The organism is Pseudomonas sp. TE6283 (genome assembly GCF_054060555.1).
Genome location: NZ_JBSSDH010000036.1, coordinates 1 through 22,350, shown reverse-complemented (window position 1 = coordinate 22,350; position 22,350 = coordinate 1). Strand labels below are relative to the sequence as shown.

Below are 22,350 nucleotides of genomic sequence, written 5' to 3'. Positions count from 1 at the left end.
TTGAATTCTTCAGGGTAACGCTGACGACTCATGGCACCTCCTATTTGGGCCTCATTATGAGGCTTGGAGGTGTCTACGAAACCAGGGGCGATTCAGATATGCCGGTGGTGATGGCAGCGGAGAAGCCCGTGGTGGTGCCCGAGCGGCGCAAGCTGAGCTGGAAGGAATGTGCGCAGCGGGCGTTGCGGTTGCATGGGGTTGGCGATTGAACCCTGCGATCCACTGAAAGGGCTGCCATGCAGCCCAGTTCAATCCTGCCCTGACTTCTTCCGGATACGTTGGCACTTGGCACCAAGCTCATAGCGAGCAATGTCGGCTATGCACTCCACCTTCGGCAAAAACAGCGCCTCAAGCTCTTTTCTCCGGCCTAGAACCATCGCCACTCGGATCAGAATCTCAAAACCGACATTTCGTCCCGTTTCAAGGTTGGGCACGGTATTAGTGCCGATGCCGGCACGAGCAGCCACTTCCGCTTGCGACATCTGTTGAGCAAGCCGCTCGGTGCGCAAGCGCTCGCACAAGGCCCTCATGAGTTCGCTGGGTTTGGTAAGACTTAAATCCAACTTCATGTGTGTTAACTCAACAAATCGCAGTTAAGGCACAAAATATTGGATTAAGAACTCCTCTGCCAGGGAGGGGTTCGTCTTTCTGAATGGTCTGACAGCACCGTAAGACTCAGGCGGATTTCGAAGGAGGATTTCTGATGACTGGGGCGTGGGAGCGGCGCTGTGCCGCAGGAGATTGCACCGCAAAGCCGGTGCTCCCCTTCGCGGGGCAAGCCCGCTCCCACGCCCTTATCTGCTCACCACGGACTTAGGCACAATGGCCTTAGTGAGCGACATCCAGCGGCATCCGGTACTCAATCACCCCCGGCTTCTCGGCAATCCAGTCATACAACCGCTGCGCAGTCCGGTTGGTCTCCTGGGTATGCCAGTACAGCCGGTCGCACTGCTGCTGCCGGGCCTGGTCCTGGACGAACTCGATCAGTTGCTTGCCGATCATCCGCCCCCGGGCGCTCGGGCACACGTACAGGTCTTCCAGGTAGCAGAAGTCGTTGCGCCCCCAGGTCGAGCGGTGGAACACATAGTGGACGAAGCCGAAGAGCCGCTCGCCGTCAGTGGCCACGGCGCAGTGCATGGGCTCGGCCGGGTCGAAGAAGCGGGCCCAGGTGCGCTCGGTGATGGCTGGGCCCAGGTCTACCTGGTAGAAGGCCTGGTATTGCGACCAGTAGTCACGCCAGGGCTGCAGGTCGGCTTGCTTCACTTCGCGGATGAAGACGGGTAGTTGGGTGGTGGTCATTGGTGGAACCCCTTTTGGGCAAAGCAGTGTGGATGAGTGAGGGGCCGGCCTGCCCGTAGCGCTTGCCTTCCTTGGTGGTTGCTTGCGGGCTTGGGTTTTATAGCGGATAAATGGTTGGTTTTTACCTGCCAATTAATCGGAAGTTGCCAGACCATTTTGAGGTTCTGGATAAGGGGTAAGGCTTGAGATTGCCGGGGGCGCTTTGCGCCCCTTTCGCGACACAAGGCCGCTCCTACAGGGGATCGCGGTCGCCTGTGGGAGCGGGCCTTGCCGGGGCGCCGGATTGGTCGGAAAGGGGCGCGAAGCGGCCCCGGCATTGGCAGGTCCATCAGCCAGGGAAGCAGGCCAATGTTCAAACACGCGCAGCTGGAATCGGTGAAAGCCTGGATCAACGACCCCGCAAACGCCGCGCTGGCCTTGCATGTGCGCATCCAACGGGCGATCCGCCAGTTGATCCTCGACGGCGCACTGCCGGTGGGCAAGGCGCTGCCCGCCTCGCGCCCGCTGGCCCAGTCCCTGGGCGTGTCGCGGGATACCGTGGAGTCGGCCTACAGCCAGTTGCACGCCGAAGGCTTTATCGAGCGGCGCGTGGGCAGTGGCAGCTTCGTGTCGCAACGGGCCCGCTGCCTGCCGTCGCGCAAGCGCCAGCGCCAGCCACACACCGAAGCCCCCGTGCAGTTGAGCCGCCGTGGTGAAGCGCTGTTGCACAGCGGTGGCGTCCACAACTTCCAGTCGCCCCGCCCCTTCGCCCCGGGCGTGGCCGAAACCCGGCACTTTCCCCTGGCCATCTGGGAGAAGCTGGAGCGGCAGGTATACAAGGAGTACGGCACGCGGGCGCTGGAACACAGCGAGCCGCAGGGCATGGCCCCCTTGCGCCGGGCAATCGCCGACTACCTCAACCTCGAGCGCGGGGCCCAGGCATCCGCCGAGCGCATCCTGATCCTCACCAGCTCGCAGCAGGCCCTTGGCCTGTGCGCCCAGGTGCTCATGGACGCAGGCGACCAGGTGCTGGTCGAGGACCCGCTCTACCAGGGCACCCGCCAGGCCGTCACCGCCGCCGGCCTGGCAGGCGTGCCGGTCCCGGTGGACGCGCACGGCCTGCAGGTGGACGCCATGGCCCGGCTGGCGCCGGATGCCCGGGCGGTATTCCTCACCCCTTCGCACCAATACCCGACCGGTGCGACCCTGGCGCTGGACCGGCGCCTGCTGGCGATCGAATGGGCGCGCCAGCAACGCGCCTGGATCATCGAGGACGACTACGACAGCGAGTTCCACTACGCCGGCCGCCCCACCGCCTGCGTGCAGGGCCTGGACCCATACGACCGCACGCTGTACATCGGCACCTTCACCAAATCGCTGTTCGCCGGCCTGCGCATCGGCTACCTGCTGCTGCCGCCCCAGCTCGTCGCGCCGATGACCGCCGCCCGCACGCTGCAGGACGGGCATAACGCCTCCATCGCCCAGCTGACCCTGGCCCGCTTCATGGAAGGCGGGCACTTCAACGCCCATGTGCGGGCCATGCGCGCGCTCTACGCCGAGCGGCGGGATGTGCTGGCGGATCTGCTGCGCAGGCACCTGGGGGCGTTTCTCGTGCCGCAGGTGCCCGCCGGCGGACTGCAGATGCCCTGCCATTTCGTACAGGGCTTGCCTGAAGACGCCGTGGTCAGGGCGGCACGCGGGGTGGGCATCGATCTGTTGGGGCTGGGCAGCTTGTACGCGGTGCCGAGGAACGATGCCGGCGTGCTGATGGGGTTTGCGGCACTGACACCCGCGCAGATGAGGGAAGCGGTGGTGAAACTGGAGAAGGTGCTGGCAGGTCTGGTCACTTCGGGACGTTCGATGCGGTAGCCCGTTCTGCGCGAGAAGAAATGTGGTAAACCAATCGCTGAAATCCGCCGCGAAAACCAGAATCAGACAACGCCTAGGATTCTTGGCAAAAACACTAAAATGTACACTCAGCGCCTAGAAAACTAGTCTTTATCCAGTAGCGACTTTTCCTTTCAAGTGCACTATACAAAGTCTAGAATTCTAGGCATTCAGGTCAATAACAGCGTTTTAAGCATAGGATCCCAGGCGTTATGAAAGCCATATCAATGACTGACGACGCTATCGCCAACGAGATCGGCCAACGCATTGAGGCTATCCGCCTGAAGCGTAATATTGGCCAGGACATCGTCGCCCATGAAGCCGGGATTTCCCGGGAGACCTACCGCAAGCTCACCGCAGGCAAAGGCACCCTGGTGAACGTGATTGCCGTCCTGAGGGTGCTGGGAGAGCTTGATCGTCTCGCCTCCCTCATCGAGGACGTCAGGACCAGCCCCGTGCAACTGGCAAAAATGCAGGGCAAACAGCGGATGCGGGCGACCGTCACACGGGCTACACCGCCGGCGCCTGAACACGGAATCAGGACGCCTATCGGCAAGCCCACGCTCATTGGTGGCCCGAAACCCGACAAGGATGACAGCTGGTGATTGCACGGATCTATCTCTGGGATGTGTATGTAGGCGCGCTCAACTGGAACACGCAGACCCAGATCGGAGAGTTCGAATACACCCCCGAGTTCGTCAGGACCGGCCTTGAGATCTCGCCGGTCCACATGCCCTTGCGCCAGGACTACACCTATGTGTTCCAGGGGCTGGACCGCGAAACCTTCAAGGCCCTGCCCTCGATCCTGGCCGACTCGCTGCCCGATGATTTCGGCAACGCGCTGATCGATGCCTGGCTGGCCCAGCAGGGGCGTGACAAGGCAACGTTTACCCCGGTCGAGCGCCTGCTGTACCAGGGCAAGCGCGGCATGGGCGCCCTGGAATATCGTCCGGCGATGGCTACCGAGCGGGACAAGGGGGAGAGCATCCATATCGATGCCCTGGTGCACCTGGCCAGCGAGGTGTTGTCCGAACGCGAATCGATCGCCGAGCGCCTAGATGCCAAGGACCCGTCGCTGGACGACAGCGCCCTGCAGCACCTCATCCAGATCGGTACCAGCGCGGGCGGTGCCCGGGCCAAGGCGGTGATCGCCATGAATGCCGAAGGCGAAATCCGTTCGGGCCAGGTCACCGCGCCGCCGGGCTTCGAGTACTGGTTGCTCAAGTTCGATGTGGCCAAGGACTCGACCGTACTGGCTGATTCGCAAGGCTACGGGCGCATCGAGTACGCCTACCACCTGATGGCCAAGGCGGCCGGCATCACCATGACCGAGTGCCGATTGCTGGAGGAAGGTGGACGCGCTCACTTCATGACCCGGCGCTTCGACCGCACGACCGAAGGTGAAAAGATCCACGTGGCGACCTTGTGCGCACTCGACCACGCCGACTTCCGCAAGCCTGGCCAATACTCCTATGCCGAGGCCTTCGCGGTGATGCGCGCACTGCGGATTTCCCGCGACGGTGCCGAACAGTTCTACCGCCGCATGGTCTTCAACCTGGTGGCACGCAACCAGGACGACCACACCAAGAACACGGCCTTCATGATGGACACCGACGGCACCTGGTACCTCACGCCAGCCTATGACGTCTCCTACTCCTACCTGCCAGGTAGTTTCTGGGTCGATACCCACCAGATGACCGTGAACGGCAAACGCGACGACTTCACCCTCGACGATCTGTTAAGCGTTGCCAGCCAAGTGCGTGGCATGGACGCACGGCGGATCATCAAGGAAGTCTGCGAAGCCGTCGCACAATGGCCGCAGTTTGCCCAGGACGCTGGGGTGCCAACCTCAGCCAGTAAGCGAATCGGTGAAGTACACCGCCTGTATCTTGGCGAGGGGCTTTGAATAAACGCCCCTCCCGAGGGCTGGACGCGCAGCTCAAGCCACCCGCACCACCACCTTGCCCTTGCTCCGCCCACCTGCCACCGCCGCCAACGCCTGTTCGGTAGCCTCGAAGGCGAACACTTGGTCGAGCACCGGCGTCAGGATCCCCTCCTCCACCAGCCGGGTGATGGCCTCCAACTGTCGACCATCGGCGCGCATGAACACGAACCGATAGCGCACGCCCGAGGCCTCACAACGCTTGCGGATGCGGCGGCTGAGCAGGCGAAGCACCTGACGTAATGGCCAAGCCATCCCTTGCTCGGCCGCGAACTCAGGCGTGGGCGGCCCGGAAATGGAAATCAGCTGGCCACCCGGTTTGAGAATCTGCACCGAGCGCTCCAAGGTGCCTGCCTCCAACCCGCTGAGCACCACATCGTAGTCGCGCAATTCCCGGGTGAAATCCTGACGCTTGTAATCGATGACCACATCCGCGCCCAAGGCCTTCACCCATTCGACATTGCCCGTGCCGGTGGTCGTGGCGACGAACGCCCCCAAGTGCTTGGCCAACTGGATCGCGATGCTGCCCACGCCACCGGAGCCCGCATGAATCAGCACCTTCTGCCCCGGCTTGAGCTGGGCGGTTTCCACCAATACCTGCCAAGCGGTCAAGGCCACCAAGGGCAGCGCGGCGGCCTGTTCCATGCTCAAGTTGGCGGGCTTTCGCGCCAGCGCCTGCTGGGTGACGGCGATCTGTTCGGCAAAACTGCCGATACGTGCCTGCCCGGGCCGTGCATAGACCTCGTCGCCGGGCTTGAAGCGGGTGACACGGGCACCCACGCGCAGCACGGTACCGGCCAGGTCGTTGCCCAGGATCAGCGGCAGGCGGTACGGCAGCACCCGTTTGAACTCGCCGTTACGCAGCTTCACGTCCAGGGCGTTCACCCCGGCGGCGTGGACCCGCACCAGCACGTCGTCATCCCCCAGGGTGGGCACGGGCATTTCGGCGATACGCCCGACGACATCCTTGCCATAACGATCGATGATGAAAGCTTTGATTGAGATCTCCCGTGACTCACTGCGCACTGCGATAGCGCTCGGCGACCTGGGATTGGCGCAAATCCCCCATCAGCATCTGTCGGGCGCCATCCAGCGCAGCCCAGCGGTCGGCGTGCTGCAAGGGCGGAATGGTGATCGCTTCGCGGCGGTCGTAACCCACCAGCGCAGCATCGACCAAGTCTTCCACCTCCATCACTTCTGGCAACGTGTTGATATCCAATCCGGAACGCGACCAGATCTCGGTGCGGGTCGCGGCCGGCAGCACGGCCTGCACATAGACCCCCTTCGGCCCCAGCTCCAGCGCCAGCCCCTGGGACAGGAACTGCACGAACGCCTTGGTGGCGCCATACACGGTCATGCCCAGTTCCGGCGCCAGCCCCACCACCGAGCCGATGTTGACGATCGCGCCAGCGCCCTGCTCGGCCAGGCGCGGCGCAATGGCGGCAGCCAGGCGGGTGACGGCGGTGACGTTCAGGCCGATCAGGCGCTCGAGGCTTGCGCCATCCAGCCCCAGGAAGCCCCCTGACTGACCTTGCCCGGCGTTGTTGATCAGCACGCCTATACGCGCATCTTCACGCAACCGCGCTTCGACCCGAGCAAGGGCATCGGCCTGGGTGAGGTCGGCGACCAGCACCTCGACGGCGACAGCGAAGTGCTCACGCAGGCGGGCAGCCAGGGCCTCCAGGCGCGCCTGGTCGCGGGCGACCAGCACCAGGTCGTGACCACGCTGGGCGAAGCGTTCGGCATAGGTGGCGCCGATACCGCTGGAGGCACCGGTGACGAGAACGGAAGGCAAGGCACTCATGGCAAATCCTCAAGGTGGGTGGCGACACCCGATCGGGGTGGGCCTAGCCGTTATGATTACGATCATAATCTAACCATGTCAACATTTTGATGATGACTGACATCAATGTATGATGAACCTCATCCCCACGGCGCAGGAGTCATCCGCCATGAAAGTCACCAAGGCACAAGCCCAGGCCAACCGCGCCCATATCGTCGAGACCGCTTCCTCGTTGTTCCGCCAGCGGGGCTATGACGGGGTCGGCGTCGCCGAGTTGATGGCGGCCGCCGGTTTCACCCATGGCGGCTTCTACAAGCATTTCGGCTCCAAGGCCGACCTCATGGCCGAGGCGGCGGCCTGCGGGCTGTCGCAGAACACCTCCGGCACCGACGGTGGCGGTGTGGCGGACTACCTGCGCCAGTACCTCTCCAGGGAGCACCGTGACAACCCGGCCTCAGGTTGCACCCTGGCGGCGCTGGCCAGCGATGCCGCACGCCAGCCCGACGCCGTGAAGACAGTGTTTGCCGACGGGCTCGAGCGCTTGCTGGCAACGCTCCAGGCCGCCAGCGAGCCGACGGATGCCGCCGACGAGCAGGCCGAACGCGCCCGGCGCCTGGGCGTGATCGCTACCCTGGTGGGCGCCATCACGCTCTCCCGCGCCTGCCCGGACGATTCGCCGCTGGCGGATGACATTCTCCAGGCCTGTCGGGACCGGTTGCTGACACCGCAGTAACCCCGCCGGGCTGTATTGAAAATCGCCCGGGCGCTGTATCTGTTCCAGCAGGCGCCCGCCCTTCACCCTCCATCTCACTCCCCGGATGGCTGAAGGAACCCGCATCATGGCTGCCCTGCTGCTGCAAATGTCCCCCATTGGCTTGGTGATCGCCCTGATCCTGCTGCTGCGCCGCCCACCCGTGCAGGCCGCGCTGGCCGGCGTGGCCGGTGTCCTGCTGCTGTGGGGCCTGGGCGCCGCGCAACCGTTGTCGACGGCGGTGTCCGGCGCCATCCTGCAAGACACGCTGATCCTGTTCCTCAGCACCGCCTGCGTGATCGTTCCCGGGCTGGCCTTCGTCATCCTGGTCGAACGCGCCAACGCCCCGCAGGCGATCGGCGCCTGGGTGCGGGAGCTGGGCTGGACGCCGCCAATGCAGGTGATCTTCATCGTGCTGGGCCTGGCGCCGCTGCTGGAGGCGATGACCGGGTTCGGCGTATCGCTGATCGCCACGGTGCCGCTGCTGATGGGGCTGTTTTCGCGCCAGGTCGGCATGAAGATGGCCCTGGCCGGCATGGTGGTGATGCCCTGGGGCACGCTGGGGCTTGCCACGGTGATTGGCGCGCTGCTGGCCCATGTGCCGGCGCAGGAACTGGGCAGCCATTCGGCACTGGTCAGCGCCCCGGTGTTCCTCGCCCTCGCGGCGGTGGCACTGGCGTTGGCACGGGTTCGCAGCGTACAGGCGTGGCTTGGCCTGGGGCTGGTTTCGCTGTTGTTCAGTGTGGTGCTGTATGTAATCAACCGCTGGATTGGCCCCGAAGCCGCTGGGGTACTGGCCGGGTTGACGGTGGTGTGCGTCGGCCTGGGGCTTTCCTGGGCGCGGCGCGGTGCCCTGGTGCGCTGGCCGCATGCGGCATGGCCGTACCTGGCCTTGCTGGGGGTGATCATCGCCTCGCGGGGGCTGTTCCTGCTGTCGGGCTGGGAAGGGCTGTGGGTGGTGCATGGCAATAACGTGTCGTGGAAGCCGCTGGCGTCGCCGGGGCTGGCCTTGCTGCTGGTGGTGCTGATGATGGTCGGGCGCCAGGGCGCTGGTTTTCCGTGGCAGGCGCTGGTCAAGCGGGCGCGGTTCCCGGTGGCAACGATCTTCCTGTTTCTGCTGCTCTCCCAGGTGATGGTCAAGGCCGGCTTCCTGGTCGAGGCGCAACGCGCGCTGCAAGCAATGTCGGGTGTGTCGCTGGCTTCGACGGTATCGCTGCTGGCCGGGCTGGCCGGTTACGTGACAGGCTCCAATGTCGGCGGCACCACGCTGGTGATGCCGTCCATTGCGGCATTATCCAGCGCCCACGGCCCCTGGCTGGCAGCCATGGCCAACAGCGCCGCGGGGCATGGCGCGTTGGGCTCGTTGTCGATCCTGTCGCTGGTCATCGGGCTGGCCGGGGCCGACCGTGAGGAAGAGCAGGGGCTGATCCGCTTCGGCTTCGCCCTGGTGCTGCTGAACATCGTCATCGTGGCTGCAACGGGCACGGTTTTGCTCTACCTTTCCGGGGCCCCCGCTTGACACCACACAAGGCCGCCATGGATCGCAACCCCAAGCCCGACAAACGCTGGCACACCGTCAACGCCTGGCTGCTGCGCCAGATCGACAGCGGCGAATGGCCCACCGGCACGCAGCTGCCCTCGGTGCGCGAACTGGCGCGGCTGTTCGACAGCAGCCTGGCCACGGTGCAACGGGCCCTGGCGCAACTGGAGGCCAATGCCTATGTGCAAGCCACGCCCCGGGTGGGGTACTTCGTCGCCAAGGGCGCGGCCCAGGTGCAGGGCTTTGACCTCGCCAGTGTCAGCGTCAACGTCAACCACGCGGTGGTCGCCATGCTCGCTCAGGCCGCCAGCAACGGCGGGGTGTCGTTAAGCTCGGCGGTGCTGCATGACGAACTCACGCCCCAGGTGCTGCTGAACAAGTGCCTGACGACCCTGGCCAGCAAGGCCGATCAGCCGCTGGCCGGCTTGATCGCCCCGCCTGGCCTGGCCTCGCTGCGCCGACGTATTGCCGGGCTGATGCTGCAGCGCGGCGTGGCCTGCGGCCCGGATGAAATCCTGGTGACCTCGGGCGACACCGTGTCCCTGGAGCTGGCCCTCGAGGCCGTAGCCCGTCCGGGCGCCACGGTAGCGATCGAAACACCTACCTACTACGGCATCCTGCAGACCATCGAACGCCTGGGGATGCGCGCCCTGCCCATCCGCACCCACGCCGACAGCGGCATGGACCTCGAGCACCTGGAATGGGCGCTCAAGCGCGGCAAGGTCGATGTGGTGTTCCTCAACCCGACGCTGCAGAACCCACGGGGCTTCATCATGCCCGACGCGGCGCGGGCACGGCTCTCACAGTTGGCGCAGGCGGCGGATGTGCCGATCATCGAGGACGATATCTTCTTCGACCTGGTGGACGAGGCGCAGCGACCCAAGGCGATCAAGCACTACGACACGACCGGGCAGACGATCTATTGCTCCTCGTTCTCCAAGACCGTGGCGCCGGGGTACCGGGTGGGCTGGTGCGTGGCGGGGCGGTATCGGGATGCGATCCTGGCCCAGCTGTTTTCGCGCAACCTGGCGGTGTCGAGCCTGGCCCAGCGGGTGCTGGACGAGTTCATCGCGCGCGGGTACATGGAGGCGCACTGCGCGAAGCTGCGTGGGCGGCTGGCGGCGCAGGCCGGGGTGATGGAGATGCTGGTGCGCTCGGTGTTTCCGACGGGGACGCGGTATGTGGCGCCGCAGGGTGGATTTATTCATTGGATCGAATTGCCGGAAGGGACGGACATGGTGGCGCTGCAACGGCTTGCGGCAGAGCGTGGCTGCAATGTCGGCGCCAGCGGGATGTTCTTTGCCGATGGGGAGTGTGGCACCGGGTTGCGGGTGTGCCTGGGGCGGGTGATTACGCCTGAGGTGATGGGCGGGTTGAGGGTGCTGGCGGAGTGTACGGCGCTTTCGAGGTGTTGATTGCGTTTAAGGTACTTGGGGGCGCTTTGCGCCCCAAGGTCCGGAATCAAGCCAGATGTGCCTGGCTGCGCAAATGCTCGGCCAACATATCGATAAAGGTCCGCACCTTGGTCGAGCCATATTTGCTCTCGCGATGCAGGATATGGATCGGCCACGGCGCTTCTTCGTATTCAGCCAGGATCACCTGCAAGCGCCCGGCCGCCACTTCATCCGCCACCTGGTACGACAGCAGCCGTGCAATCCCGAGCCCGGCGCTGGCCGCGGCGATGGCGGCATCGTTGCTGGTCACGGTCAGGCGCGGCTTCATGCGGATCAGCGTCGGGTCGTCGATGGCGCCGAAACGCCAGTCCGTGCGCGGTGACAGGGTCCCGGCGGCGATCACTTCGTGCTTCTGCAACTCCGAGGGATGGCGCGGCGTGCCGTGGCGTTCCAGGTATTCGGGCGAGGCGCACAGCAGCCGGCGCATTTTGCCCACCCGCAATGCCTTGAGGCCCGAGTCGGGCAACTGGCCGATGCGCACCGCCACGTCCATGCCCTCCTCCACCAAGTTCACCACGCGGTCGAGGAAGAACGCCGACACATCCACCTCGGGGTACTGCTGCAGGTAACGGACGATGCACGGCATGACGAACTTCTTGCCGAACAGGATCGGCGCGGTCACCGCCAGGTCGCCCTTGGGCGCGGCGTTGATGCCGGCGGCGGCTTCGTTGGCCTCGACGATGCTGGCGAGGATATGCCGGGTGTCTTGCAGGTAGCGCCCGCCGGCCTCGGTCAGGCGCACGCTGCGGGTGGTGCGTAGCAGCAGCTTGACCCCGAGCTGTTCCTCAAGGGCAGTGACCGCGCGGGTCACCGCCGCCGGCGAGATAGCCAGGCGGCGGGCGGCGGCGGCGAAGCTTTCCAGCTCGCCAACAGCCACGAACACTTTCATCAGGTGGATCTGGTCCATGCCGCGCCCCACGCGTTGTCGTGGGGCGATTATCGCCGTGGTCACGCTAGAGCTCCAGTACCAGGGGCTGCACGCCGCCCTCGGCCTGGGCGGGGATGGCACAGCAGATCAGCACGCTGCCAGGCTCGGGCAGTTCGGCGGGCGGGTTCGGGTAGTGGACCTGGCCGCTGACCAGCTTGGTCTTGCAGGTACCGCAGGAGCCGCCTCGGCAACTGAAGTCCGGCGACAGGCCACGGCTTTCCGCCAGCTCCAGCAGGGTGCCGCTGTCCGGCGCCCAACGCGCTTCCTTGGCAGAGCTGGCAAAGTACACCGGCACCGGTTCGCTGGCGGGTGGGGGCTGCTGCAGCGTCGGCTGGTTGTCGTCGGTGTGGCGGCGCAGGGTCGAGGGACCGAAGGCTTCGGCATGGATGCGGGCGTCGGGCACATGCACGCCACGCAGGCCTTCGTACAGGTCCTGGGTGAAGCTGGCCGGACCGCAGAGGTAGAAGTCGTAGTCGTCCAATGCCAGCGTGGCCTTGATCTGCTCGATGCCCAGGCGGCTGGCGAATTCGTAGTCATGCCCCGGCACGGCCTGAGGCTCAGGCCGGCTCAGGGCACGATGGATGCTCAGCAAGCCATTGGCGTGTTGCTGGAGTGCGGCAAGCTCCTGCTGGAACGGCAGGTCGGCCAGTGTGCGCCCGCCATGGAACAGGTGGATGCGCCGCCGCTGCCCTTTGGCCAACTGCTCACGAAGCATGGCGATCAACGGGGTGATGCCGACGCCCGCGCCGATCAGCACAAGGGGCCGCTTACTCTGCTGATCCAGGGTAAAGCTGCCCATGGGCTGACGCACCTCCAGCCGATCGCCAACCTTTACCTGTTGGTGCAGATAGCGTGACGCCGGCCCCTGCGCCTTGACGCTGATGCGCAGGTGGCCATCGGACGGCGCGCTGGACAGGCTGTAGGTGCGGATCAGCGGTACCCCGCCATCCACCTGCAGGCGCACGGGAATATGCTGGCCGGGCGCGAAGGCCACCGCCGTACCTTCCTCGGGTTGCAGGTAGAACGAACGGATATCGCGGCTTTCCTGCTCGATACGCAGCACGCGCCAGGTCAGCCATTGGCGTTGGCGCTCACGCTGTTGCAGGCGCTCTTCGGCTTCACTCCAGGTGCCGGTCATCAGGCTGGTGGGGGCGTACTCCTGGAAGGCCCAACGCAACGACACCGCAGCCGGGCGGACCACCACCTGCTCGATATCCAGGGTCCAGATCCGCTCGGCGCCTTCGAAGGCGCTGATCAGTGGGCTGTCGAGAATCACCTCGGTGCGCCCGGAAACCTGCAGCACATCGCCCGTGGTGAAGTCGACGAACAACAGGCCGGCAAGCGGGTTGGCCAGCAGGTTGCCGAGGGTGTTGAAATGCAGGTTGCCGGCATAGTCGGGGATTGTCAGGCGATTGCCTTCGACCCTGACGAAACCGGGGCGACCACCGCGGTGGGACACGTCCACGGCACGTTGGCCATTTTCCTGCTCGACGTAACTGGCGACAAAGAAGGTGTCGGCGTTTTCGATCATGGCGCGGGTCGCGGCATCGAGTACCGATGAATCCCTACGCGCCTGCGGCGGCTCGTCGACGCGGGTGTACTCGCGCAGCTGGATGTACTGCGGGCAGTTGCCGAACGACTGCTCGACCACCACCTCCAACTGACCGGCGCTGGCCCGGCGGATCAGGCCATTGAGGCGATTGCGCCGCCGCGTGTGCAGCTCGATCCCCAGCAGGCCGATGGCGCCACCCGCCACCAGGCCCGGCGTGGCCGGATCGTCGCTGGCGAGATCGGCGCCGATCAACAGTTGCCGTGGATCGGGCGAGCTGACGAAGCCTTCCGGGCCTTCGAGCAGCGTCGCCCAGGGTTTGCCTGCGGCGTCCACGGCACCGGCCACCATGAACGGCAGTTGCTGGTAGAAGGTGCGATGCTGGTCGGGCATGTAGTCACGAATGACCTTCTGCCCGAACGCCTCCATGCGCTCGGCAACACCGACGTGCTCCTGCAGCTGTTTTTCACCTGCATGCCAGGGCGATTGCATGGCGGCATTCCTCGGGATTCAGAGCGTGGTCTGCAGACCGATGACCGTACGCGGCATCGGCACGAAGCCCGGCAGCGCCTCGATACGGGCCAGCCAGGCGCGCACGTTGGGGTACGGTTCCAGCGACACGTTGCCTTCCGGCGCGTGGGCGATGTACGAGTAGTTGGCGATATCGGCGATGGTCGCCTGGTCACCGACCAGGAACGGGCCCTTGGCCAGTTCGGCGTCGATCACCTTGAGCAGGGTATGGGCGCGGCCAATGACTTCATCGGTGTTGAACGAGGCACCGAACACCGTCACCAGACGTGCCGCTGCCGGGCCGAAGGCCAGGGGACCCGCCGCGACCGACAACCAGCGCTGCACTCGGGCGGCACCGACCGGATCCGCAGGCAACCAGCGCTCACCGCCGTAGGCCTTGGCCAGGTAGACCAGGATGGCGTTGGAATCGGCGATGACGATGCCGTTGTCATCGATCACCGGCACCTGGCCGAAGGGGTTGATGGCGAGAAACTCTGGCTGCTTGTGCTCGCCCTTGGCCAGGTCGACGAAGACCAGCTCGGTGGGCAGTTCGAGCAGCGACAGCATCAACTCGATGCGGTGGGCGTGGCCGGACTTGGGGAAGTTGTAGAGTTTGATCGGGCTTGACATGTGCGAGGCTCCGGATCAGCGCCGGGAGTGGCGCTGCTGGAGGACATGCTGCACTGGATCGCCCGACAGCAGAATCAGTGCTGGGAGCAATCCAGTATTTCGGTAGGTGGAATAATTACAGTCGTGCGGCCAGCCCGCCTCCACGCGCCCGGGATGGCGATCTCAATGACGGTGCTGCTTCTGGTACTGATACAACCCCCGCGCCGCCTCGACCACCAGCGGCACACAGGCCTGGCGCTCATCGAAGCTCATCGAATCGAGCAGCTCGAAATTGTCTTCCAGGCCATGCAGGGAAATGGCCTTGAGCAGACGATCCTGCTCCGGCGGGAGCTCGCTCCACTCGGCCACCTGGGTACCGCGCATGTAGCCGAAGCACCATTCCTCGAGAATGATCGCCGGACCTTCCTCGCCTTCGCTCTCCTCGAACAGCGGTTCGAAGTGCTCGAGGTCGTTGCCCAGCTCTTCCGCCACCTGGCTGGCATAACGCAGCATCAACGCGGTGTAGGCCTCTTCATGGGCGGGCTTTTTGAACTTCGGTACCTTGCCACCAGCGACAGAAGGCAGCCACTGCTCAGGGTTGACCTTATTGGGGGAGCTGGCCAAAGCGGTGAAGAAGCCGTTGAGCTCGGCGAGGTTGAGCACCGAATAATCGTTGCCGTAGGTGATCAGCAGGTCTTCGAGGCGGTCGAGTTCTTTTTCGCTGAGCGCGGGGAGCATGGGTGGGTGTCCTGGGTAAATGTGCGTGCACCCTAGCACAAGGCGACGCCTGCCCGCTCCCATCACGGGAACGGGCATCGGTCTATTACTGCAGCCAGTGCGCCAGGTCGGCCTGCCGCCCGGTGCCGATCAGCAGCCACAGCAAGAGTCGGCACTTGCGCGGGCAGAGCCAGCCGGCCATGTGCAGGCCCCGGGCCTGCAGGTCGATCTCACCACCGATGAATCCGTAGGTACCCAGGGCTGTCGGGCCATTGCCGGTGCGGGTGGCGATGATCACCGGCATGTTGCCGGCGATGCTCCCCAACGCCTCGGCCCAGGCTTCGGAAACATGGCCTGCGCCAAAGCCGGCAACCACCAGCCCTGAATAGCCCAGGCCACCGAGCGCTTGCAGCAGCCTTGTATCGGCATCGAGACAGGCCTCCAGCACGACGACCTGGTGATCCACCTGCATCGGCAGGGGCAACACCCGCCGTGGCGTGGCAGCCTGGCGGTAAATTGGGCTGCCCTCCACGACCTCCCCTATCGCCCCTGTGCCGGGCGACTCGAAGGCCGCCATTGCCAGGCTGGCAGTCTTGCGTACCCGCGCGGCCAGGTGGACCTGGTCGTTGATCACCACCAGCACGCCACGCCCCCGGCTGCCATCGGCGATTGCCACCTGCACCGCCGCCAGCAGGTTCGCCGGACCATCCGCGCCCGGCTGGCTGGCCGAACGCATGGCGCCGGTCAGGATCAGCGGGGTGTCATGGGGCCAGAGCAGGTCAAGGAAATACGCGGTCTCCTCCAGCGTATCGGTGCCTTGGGTGAGGACCACGGCCTGGGCCCCCGCTTGTACTTGCGCGCTTGCCCAGGCCAGCGCATCCAGCATGTCGCTGAACGCCAGCGAGGCACTCGGCACCAGGCACAACGTGGCGGTGCTGATCTGCGCCAGTGCCTGCAGTTGCGGCAGGGACGCCAACAGCGCGGCGCAATCGAGCCGGGGTGTCACACCCTGCCCTGGCGCCCCAGACTGCATGCTGACCGTGCCGCCCAGGCTGGCGATCGAAACACGTGGTGATGTCATGGATTACCTCCCGCAAGCAGGCCGACCAGGGGCACGATGCCCAGGGTGCTGATGGCCATGGACAGGACATTGCCGATATAGCCGTGCATGTAGCTTGGCAGACGCCGGCCGATGGCCACGGCAAGCGGCGGCGCGATCAGCGCGCCGAGCACGGCGCTGGTGACGATCACCTGCCAGCTGCCGCCCAGTGTCAGCACGGCGGCGGGCACGATCGACACGATGGGAATATAGGTCGGATACCAACCCAGCTCTTTCCATTGCCGGCGCCAGAACAGCACACCGACCAGCGATGCCAATACCTGCCCGGCCACCAGCTGCAGCACCAGTTGCGAGCCGTAGGCCGGCGCCGCCGGGGCTAATACATAAGCCAGCAAGACGCCCAGCAGCAAGCCGAGGCTGGCCAGTTCATTGCCAAAAAATGGCGCCTCGCTGAAATCGGCCAGTACCCGGCGCAGGGTCCAGATCACGCCATAGTCGGGCTGGCTGGCCGTCGCGGCGACCACCGGGCGCTGTCCATCGCGAACCAGCGCCGGAAAGCGCTTGCACAGCAGGAATGCCAGCACGCTGGCCAGGGCCATGCCACTGACATTGCCAATCACCACCGGCAACTGCAGCGGGTAGCACAGGTAGTTGACCAGCAGCAGGCTGGCCGGCGTCACCAGCACGGCACCCAGCAGCGCGCCATTGATCGCAACGCGCCAACCGCCGCCAAACAGCAGGACCATGGCCGCTGGCAGCGAGACGAAGGCGACGAAGGTCGGCTGCCAGGCACCACCGTCCAGCGTCCAGCCCCACAACGCATGGCTGAGCAGCAGGCCGAGCAGCGAGCTGATGATCAGCCAGGGCCACAGCCCGGTGCCGTAGCAGATGGCAAAGCCTTGCCAGCAATACCCGCGCTGCTGGGCCCAATGCGCGAGGCTCGCCCCCAGCAGCAGCCCCAGTGCCGGCAGCTCATGCTTGTAGAAGGCGACCTCGCTGATATCGCCGACAATCCAGCGCAGCCTGCTCAGCGGCTGGTCGAGGGTTGCGAGGAGCTGCGCATAATCGGGCCATCCACCCAACATCAGGCTGGCAATGCAAAGCAGTGCGAGGCCCAGGATTGTCAGCGACGACGACCGTTGTCGCGGTAAAGAAAGGCGCTGTTCCATGACGCCTCCTCAACGTGGCATCGGCGCATGCAGCCGATAACCCAGGGTGGCGTCGTAGAGGTCGGTGCGCCGGTCACGCGGCAGGTCGTTGAGGCTGTTCCAGATCGGCGCCGAGCGGGCGGCGCTGAGGTCGACGTCGGCATAGAGGATGCACTCCTCCTCGGCACTGGCCACCTCGCCGATGGGCCAGCCGTTGGTACCGGCAATCAGCGAACAACCGAGGAAGCGCCCGCCCCGTTCGCGACCGATGCGATTGGCGGCGGCGATATAGACATTGTTGGAGTGGGCCGCGGTCATCGTCAGGTACGAGGCCATGCAGCGCCCGGCCTCGTCGAACAGCGGCGGCGGCGTCCAGACCCAGTTGTTCAGGCTGCAGATGATGTCGGCGCCCTGCGCGGCCATGAGCCGTGGCACCTCCGGGAACCAGATGTCCCAGCAGATCAACAGGCCGATGCGGCCGATGGGCGTTTCGAACACCGGGAAGCCCAGGTCTCCGGGGGTGAACCAGAGCTTTTCCTGGTTCCACAGGTGCGCCTTGCGGTAATGCCCGAGCAGCCCCTGCGGGCCGAACAGCACGGCGCTGTCGTAGAGCTTGAGGCCGTCCCGCTCGGCGAAGCCTGCGGCCAGATACACCTGCTGCTCACGGGCGAACTCCGCCCAGGCCTGAAGGCATCGTCCATCCTCCAGCGACTCGGCGTGGGCATAGGCCTCGGCGCGGGAGTTGAAGGTGTAGCCGGTATTGGCCAGCTCCGGCAGCACGATCAGGTTCGCCCCTTCACGCGCGGCGCTGCGGGCCAGGGCCAAGCCACGGCTCAGGTTGCCATCGCAGTGGTCCAGGCCGACCTGCGGGTCGTACTGGATGACGGCAATGCGCACGGGGCTGACGGGAGTGGTGTGTTCCTGCATGGCGGCTTCCTGTTCTGGTTGTTGTGGAAGGCCGCCAGTAGATCGGGCATGGCAGGTGGGGCAACAGTCAGCAGGATCCTGTGAAACTGAGGGAGATTGCGAAAATACGTGGAAGAGTACTCCTACAAAGTTGTTTCAAAGCGCCTGTCGAGGCACCTGATAATGCGGATAGTGCTCGAGGCTGAAGCCCCCTTTGAAATGTGCGCCGGTGTTGTTGCAGAGGTTGATCACGGTGTCGATGGCGGTGCGCAGACACGGCTCGGTCCAGCCGGCATCGACAGAGAAAGACTCCCCGGCGAGGTAGAGCCCTGAATGGGCACTCAGGTCGCGGTTGTACTTCATCAGGCTGACCGCGTCGTAATAGGCACCCGCCCGGTACAATTTCGCACAGCCAAGTGCATTCCTGTCTGTCATCCATCTTTGTATGCGAGTGTTTCCAAGATCGATATGCGGCGAGATGGGTTCGCCGATGTTGGTGCAACGCATCAGAATCCGATCGAGTTCCGCTACGCATTTTTCCACCAGCTCCGCGTCTGTATACGCCGCCAGCTTGGTGGCATCGTCCTCCCAGGTGTAGCTGAGCAGGATGCAATCGCGGGTGTGCTGATCGTTGTAACGGTAGGCATAGACATCGTGCACGAAGCTGTCGGTGACCAGGATCTGCGGCAGGTGGGGATGCTGGTCGAGAAAGCTTTTACGCAGCGGCGCATAAACCTTGCAGCTGGTTTCCCAATGGGCATGCTTCCAGGCCTCGACAATGGCCGGTGGCAGCATGCTCAGGGAGAAGCCCTCCAGGCGCATCCCTGTTTCGATCAACCAGGACGGCGTGGTAAGCACCACGCTGTCGAACACATCGCTCATCGGCTGAGCCTTGGCTTCATCGCTGTGCCGCCAACGGTAATCGACGCGGATGCGGCCATCGGCCAATTTGTGCAGGCCATGAACCGAGCTGTCCGACAGCAGGCCATCCTTACGCGCCACGCATTGGCTGTACAAGGATTCGCCCAGGCCAGCGATGTCCATGAACAGCAGGGCCTCATCCAACGCGGCGATCCCCAGGTAGGCAGGTGCCTGGAAATGCAGGCCTTTGCTGTCGGGAACAGTCTCGACATCCTGATAGGGCGCTGCAAGCACTCTCCCCTTGTCATCTACGCGACCATGCACAAGCTGCAGGTGGCTGCTGAACCCGAAAATGGCGGTGCGCAGCGGATAGAGGCAACACACGTCGTAGAAGGCGCCCCAGCTGCCATCACCGATGCCGATTGCATAGAAGATCGCCGACTCGTCACGGTCCATGCCAAGGCCACCGAAATCGCCTGGATTGCCAGGGTCCCAAGCCTCCAGGATCGGTAGCAATACCAGGTCACGGAACGACAGCCTGTGATATCGCTCGACGATTGCCGACCACGTCGTCAGCCAACCTTCTGTGCCGTAGATGACGGCCACCTGTTCGGTGAAACGCTCGGCAAAGCGCCGCCACTTGCTATGAATCCTCTGTAGTACCGCAGTTGGTGGCGGAGTGTGACCTTCGGGGTTTTTCCAGATCAGCAGCTTCGGATCACCCTCCCCTTCAAGTTGGCCTTCACGCAGGTAGATACCTGTTGCATTGACCCAGGGCGTGCCAGGGTTGGGGAAGTCGGAAAGTCGCAGGTCGAACAGATCTGCGTAGTAAGCCATCAGTGAATGGCCTGCCTTGGGCGGCTCGCCGGTACGGTTGAAGAACGGCATGCGCATGGCGCCCATCTCGAAGGGAGCGGTGTGTACTGTTGGCTTGTCAGCAGAGGATGACACGGTGAGATGACGCCCCCCAATTCGCCGGGCTTGCTCGATCAGTGTGATCTGGGTGAAACCACAGCGCAGCAGTTCACGTGCGACGGTGAGGCCGGTGACGCCAGCACCGACAATGCAGATGCGGTGTGCAGGACGAGCAACCTGGGCAATGCCGCCTTGCTGTTCGACAAGACGTCGGTAGTCGAAACACAGGTCAGGCGGATTCGGGAAACGTGCGGCCCATGGCAGCACTAGGGTGCGTGGCTCGACGGCAATGTCGGCGGGATGGTTGTACGTTGATCCAATGGTCATGATCTCGGGTTCTCAGGGTTGGTGATGAGCCTGAGCATGCCGGGAGCAGAGAGGTGGGGATGGGTAGATGTGTATGGTGGTGCAGCGTACGTTGTTGCCTGTACTTACGTTGTCGCGGGACAAGCCGCTCACACGTTGTTCTTGCACAACGTGGGAGCGGGCTTGCCCCGCGATGAGGGTGCTACGGTTTAGACCGCCAGCGCGCGCTCACGCAGCTCGCTGTTGAGGATGCGGTCGTTCTCGCTGTAGTCCACCGGGCAGTCGATCACGTGCACGCCTGGGGTCTTGATGCAGTGTTCGAGCAGCGGCAGGAAGCCTTCGGCGCTTTCCACGCGGTGGCCATTGGCACCGTAGGCTTCGGCGTACTTGACGAAGTCCGGGTTGCCGTAGTCCAGGCCGAAATCGGTGAAGCCCATGTTGGCCTGCTTCCAGCGGATCATGCCGTAGCCGTCGTCTCGCAGGATCACCACGGTGATGTGCATGCCCAGACGTACCGCGGTTTCCAGCTCCTGGCTGTTCATCATGAAGCCGCCGTCGCCGCATACCGAGATGACCGGGCGATCCGGGTACACCAGGTGCGAGGCCATGGCCGATGGCAGGCCGGCGCCCATGGTCGCCAGGGCGTTGTCCAGCAGCACGGTGTTGGGCTTGTGGGCCTTGTAGTTGCGGGCGAACCAGATCTTGTAGATGCCATTGTCCAGGGCGACGATGCCTTCGGATGGCAGGGCGCGACGGATGTCGGCGACCATGCGCTGCGGGTAGACCGGGAAACGGTCGTCGTCGGCGCCTTCGGCGATCTGTGCTTCGTTCGCTTCACGGATGGCCATCAGGCGGGTGAAGTCCCAGTGGCTGGTGTCGGTCAGCGCTTCGCTGATCTGCCACACGGCGTTGGCGATGTCGCCGATCACTTCCACCTGCGGGAAGTACACGGCGTCTACCTCGGCCGAGCGGAAGCTGACGTGAATGACTTCGGTGCCGCCACGGACCATGAAGAACGGTGGCTTCTCGATCACGTCGTGGCCGATGTTGACGATCAGGTCGGCGGCTTCGACGGCGCGGTGCACGAAGTCACCGGAGGACAGCGCGGCGTTGCCCAGGAAGCGCGGATGGCGCTCGTCGACCACACCTTTACCCATCTGGGTGGTGATGAACGGGATGCCGGTCTTGTCGATCAATTGCTTGAGGACCTTGGCGGTCATCTTGCGGTTGGCGCCGGCACCGATCACCAGGATCGGGTTGCGGGCGTTCTGCAGTTTCTGCACGGCGGCTTCGATAGCCACGTGCTCGGCCAGCGGGCGACGGTGCAGGCTGCGCGGGATCGGCAAGGCGTCGGTCTGCTCGGCGGCGATGTCTTCCGGCAGCTCCAGGTGCACGGCGCCTGGCTTCTCTTCTTCGGCCAGGCGGAAGGCTTCACGCATGCGCGCTGGGATGTTGTCGGCCGAGGCGAACTGGTGGGTGTACTTGGTGATGGGGTCCATCATGCCGCACACGTCGATGATCTGGAAACGGCCCTGCTTGGACTTCTTGATCGGCTTCTGACCGGTGATCATCATCATCGGCATGCCGCCCAGGTAAGCGTAGGCACTGGCGGTCACCAGGTTGGTCGCGCCAGGGCCGAGGGTCGACAGGCTGACGCCGGTCTTGCCGGTCAGGCGGCCGTAGGTGGCGGCCATGAAGCCCGCGGACTGCTCGTGGCGGGTCAGTACCAGCTTGATCTTCGACTTGCGCAGGGACTCGAGCAAGTCGAGGTTTTCCTCACCGGGAATGCCGAACACATACTCGACACCTTCGTTTTCCAGGCATTGCACAACGACATCGGCGGCCTTGGCCATCTTGCTTCTAACCTCAAGTAATAGGACGGTGAAAGTCCAGAAATGCGCAGCACGGTACGCTGGCATCGCTCGGTCCGGGTGCCAGGATTGCCCCGAACCTAAGCCTTGACGCAGGGTAGGTACGGGGAAGTCACGTTAATGTGACGGCAATATTGTCGCACCTGTGACGCGCCGATGTGAGGTGGCCGACGAGCAAAGGATATTTGCATGATCGTCAGCAAACGGATGCCTGTGTAGGAGCGGCGTTCGCGCCTGGAACGCGGAAAAGACAAAACCCCTACCTGCTCGCGCAGATAGGGGTTTTGCGAAATGAATCTTGACGATGACCTACTCTCACATGGGGAAGCCCCACA

At 64.3% G+C, this 22,350-nt stretch carries 19 protein-coding genes and 1 pseudogene; 7 read left to right on the top strand and 13 right to left on the bottom strand.

What is annotated here, in order from left to right:
* Positions 1-209: pseudogene (locus ACVWZ5_RS25125) on the top strand (hypothetical protein); the annotation flags it as partial.
* Positions 210-248: 39 nt separating this feature from the next.
* Here the strand turns inward: ACVWZ5_RS25125 and ACVWZ5_RS25120 are convergent.
* A complete protein-coding gene (locus tag ACVWZ5_RS25120) occupies positions 249-569 on the bottom strand; it encodes a helix-turn-helix domain-containing protein (protein ID WP_336196559.1) in 321 nt (106 codons plus the stop codon).
* 259 nt (positions 570-828) lie between these two features.
* Entirely contained in the window at positions 829-1,299 is a 471-nt protein-coding gene (locus tag ACVWZ5_RS25115) for an N-acetyltransferase family protein (RefSeq protein WP_457340938.1), read from the bottom strand.
* Between the two features lie 348 nt (positions 1,300-1,647).
* Here ACVWZ5_RS25115 and pdxR point away from each other — a divergent pair, with 348 nt between their 5' ends.
* The 3 genes from pdxR to ACVWZ5_RS25100 all read left to right on the top strand — a co-directional run bounded on the left by pdxR (position 1,648) and on the right by ACVWZ5_RS25100 (position 5,071).
* Positions 1,648-3,147 (top strand): MocR-like pyridoxine biosynthesis transcription factor PdxR, encoded by a 1,500-nt coding sequence (gene pdxR / locus ACVWZ5_RS25110; protein ID WP_343582281.1) that lies wholly within the window; start codon positions 1,648-1,650, stop codon positions 3,145-3,147.
* Positions 3,148-3,392: 245 nt separating this feature from the next.
* Positions 3,393-3,770 carry a helix-turn-helix domain-containing protein gene (locus tag ACVWZ5_RS25105; protein ID WP_186599698.1) on the top strand — a complete coding sequence of 126 codons (378 nt, stop codon included), beginning with the start codon at positions 3,393-3,395 and terminating at the stop codon, positions 3,768-3,770.
* Positions 3,767-5,071, top strand: coding sequence for a type II toxin-antitoxin system HipA family toxin (locus tag ACVWZ5_RS25100; protein WP_457340937.1), 1,305 nt, complete (start codon positions 3,767-3,769; stop codon positions 5,069-5,071). The genes ACVWZ5_RS25105 and ACVWZ5_RS25100 overlap by 4 nt, the downstream gene beginning before the upstream one ends.
* Positions 5,072-5,104: 33 nt before the next feature.
* On the opposite strand, the gene ACVWZ5_RS25095 is transcribed toward ACVWZ5_RS25100, so the two are convergent.
* Entirely contained in the window at positions 5,105-6,106 is a 1,002-nt protein-coding gene (locus tag ACVWZ5_RS25095) for an NADP-dependent oxidoreductase (RefSeq protein WP_301140364.1), read from the bottom strand.
* A gap of 16 nt (positions 6,107-6,122) precedes the next feature.
* Entirely contained in the window at positions 6,123-6,911 is a 789-nt protein-coding gene (locus tag ACVWZ5_RS25090; protein WP_457340936.1) for an SDR family NAD(P)-dependent oxidoreductase, read from the bottom strand.
* Positions 6,912-7,059: 148 nt separating this feature from the next.
* Here ACVWZ5_RS25090 and ACVWZ5_RS25085 point away from each other — a divergent pair, with 148 nt between their 5' ends.
* From ACVWZ5_RS25085 to ACVWZ5_RS25075, 3 genes are all read left to right on the top strand, one after another.
* Positions 7,060-7,623, top strand: a complete 564-nt coding sequence (locus ACVWZ5_RS25085; RefSeq protein WP_084941710.1) for a TetR/AcrR family transcriptional regulator — start codon at positions 7,060-7,062, stop codon at positions 7,621-7,623.
* A gap of 106 nt (positions 7,624-7,729) precedes the next feature.
* Positions 7,730-9,160: a transporter gene (locus ACVWZ5_RS25080; RefSeq protein WP_457340935.1), complete on the top strand. Its 1,431-nt coding sequence runs from the start codon at positions 7,730-7,732 to the stop codon at positions 9,158-9,160.
* Positions 9,161-9,177: 17 nt separating this feature from the next.
* Entirely contained in the window at positions 9,178-10,596 is a 1,419-nt protein-coding gene (locus ACVWZ5_RS25075; protein WP_457340934.1) for an aminotransferase-like domain-containing protein, read from the top strand.
* Positions 10,597-10,642: 46 nt separating this feature from the next.
* Here ACVWZ5_RS25075 and ACVWZ5_RS25070 read toward each other — a convergent pair whose 3' ends face one another.
* The 9 genes from ACVWZ5_RS25070 to ACVWZ5_RS25030 all read right to left on the bottom strand — a co-directional run bounded on the left by ACVWZ5_RS25070 (position 10,643) and on the right by ACVWZ5_RS25030 (position 21,997).
* Complete coding sequence (locus ACVWZ5_RS25070; RefSeq protein ID WP_028692250.1) at positions 10,643-11,542, bottom strand: LysR family transcriptional regulator; 900 nt, start codon at positions 11,540-11,542, stop codon at positions 10,643-10,645.
* A gap of 46 nt (positions 11,543-11,588) precedes the next feature.
* On the bottom strand, positions 11,589-13,604 hold the full coding sequence (locus tag ACVWZ5_RS25065) for a pyridoxamine 5'-phosphate oxidase family protein (RefSeq protein ID WP_301140367.1): 2,016 nt from the start codon (positions 13,602-13,604) through the stop codon (positions 11,589-11,591).
* An 18-nt stretch (positions 13,605-13,622) separates the two neighbouring features.
* Complete coding sequence (locus tag ACVWZ5_RS25060; RefSeq protein WP_062573100.1) at positions 13,623-14,252, bottom strand: glutathione S-transferase family protein; 630 nt, start codon at positions 14,250-14,252, stop codon at positions 13,623-13,625.
* Between the two features lie 162 nt (positions 14,253-14,414).
* Positions 14,415-14,969, bottom strand: a complete 555-nt coding sequence (locus ACVWZ5_RS25055) for a UPF0149 family protein (protein WP_096048539.1) — start codon at positions 14,967-14,969, stop codon at positions 14,415-14,417.
* An 85-nt stretch (positions 14,970-15,054) separates the two neighbouring features.
* Complete coding sequence (locus ACVWZ5_RS25050; RefSeq protein WP_084941706.1) at positions 15,055-16,029, bottom strand: asparaginase; 975 nt, start codon at positions 16,027-16,029, stop codon at positions 15,055-15,057.
* On the bottom strand, positions 16,026-17,093 hold the full coding sequence (locus ACVWZ5_RS25045; RefSeq protein WP_301140370.1) for a hypothetical protein: 1,068 nt from the start codon (positions 17,091-17,093) through the stop codon (positions 16,026-16,028). The genes ACVWZ5_RS25050 and ACVWZ5_RS25045 overlap by 4 nt, the downstream gene beginning before the upstream one ends.
* Before the next feature lie 93 nt (positions 17,094-17,186).
* A complete protein-coding gene (locus ACVWZ5_RS25040; RefSeq protein ID WP_062573098.1) occupies positions 17,187-18,083 on the bottom strand; it encodes a nitrilase family protein in 897 nt (298 codons plus the stop codon).
* Positions 18,084-18,218: 135 nt separating this feature from the next.
* Entirely contained in the window at positions 18,219-20,165 is a 1,947-nt protein-coding gene (locus ACVWZ5_RS25035; protein WP_457340933.1) for a flavin monoamine oxidase family protein, read from the bottom strand.
* Between the two features lie 188 nt (positions 20,166-20,353).
* Entirely contained in the window at positions 20,354-21,997 is a 1,644-nt protein-coding gene (locus ACVWZ5_RS25030) for an acetolactate synthase large subunit (protein WP_028692242.1), read from the bottom strand.
* Positions 21,998-22,350 lie beyond the last annotated feature (353 nt).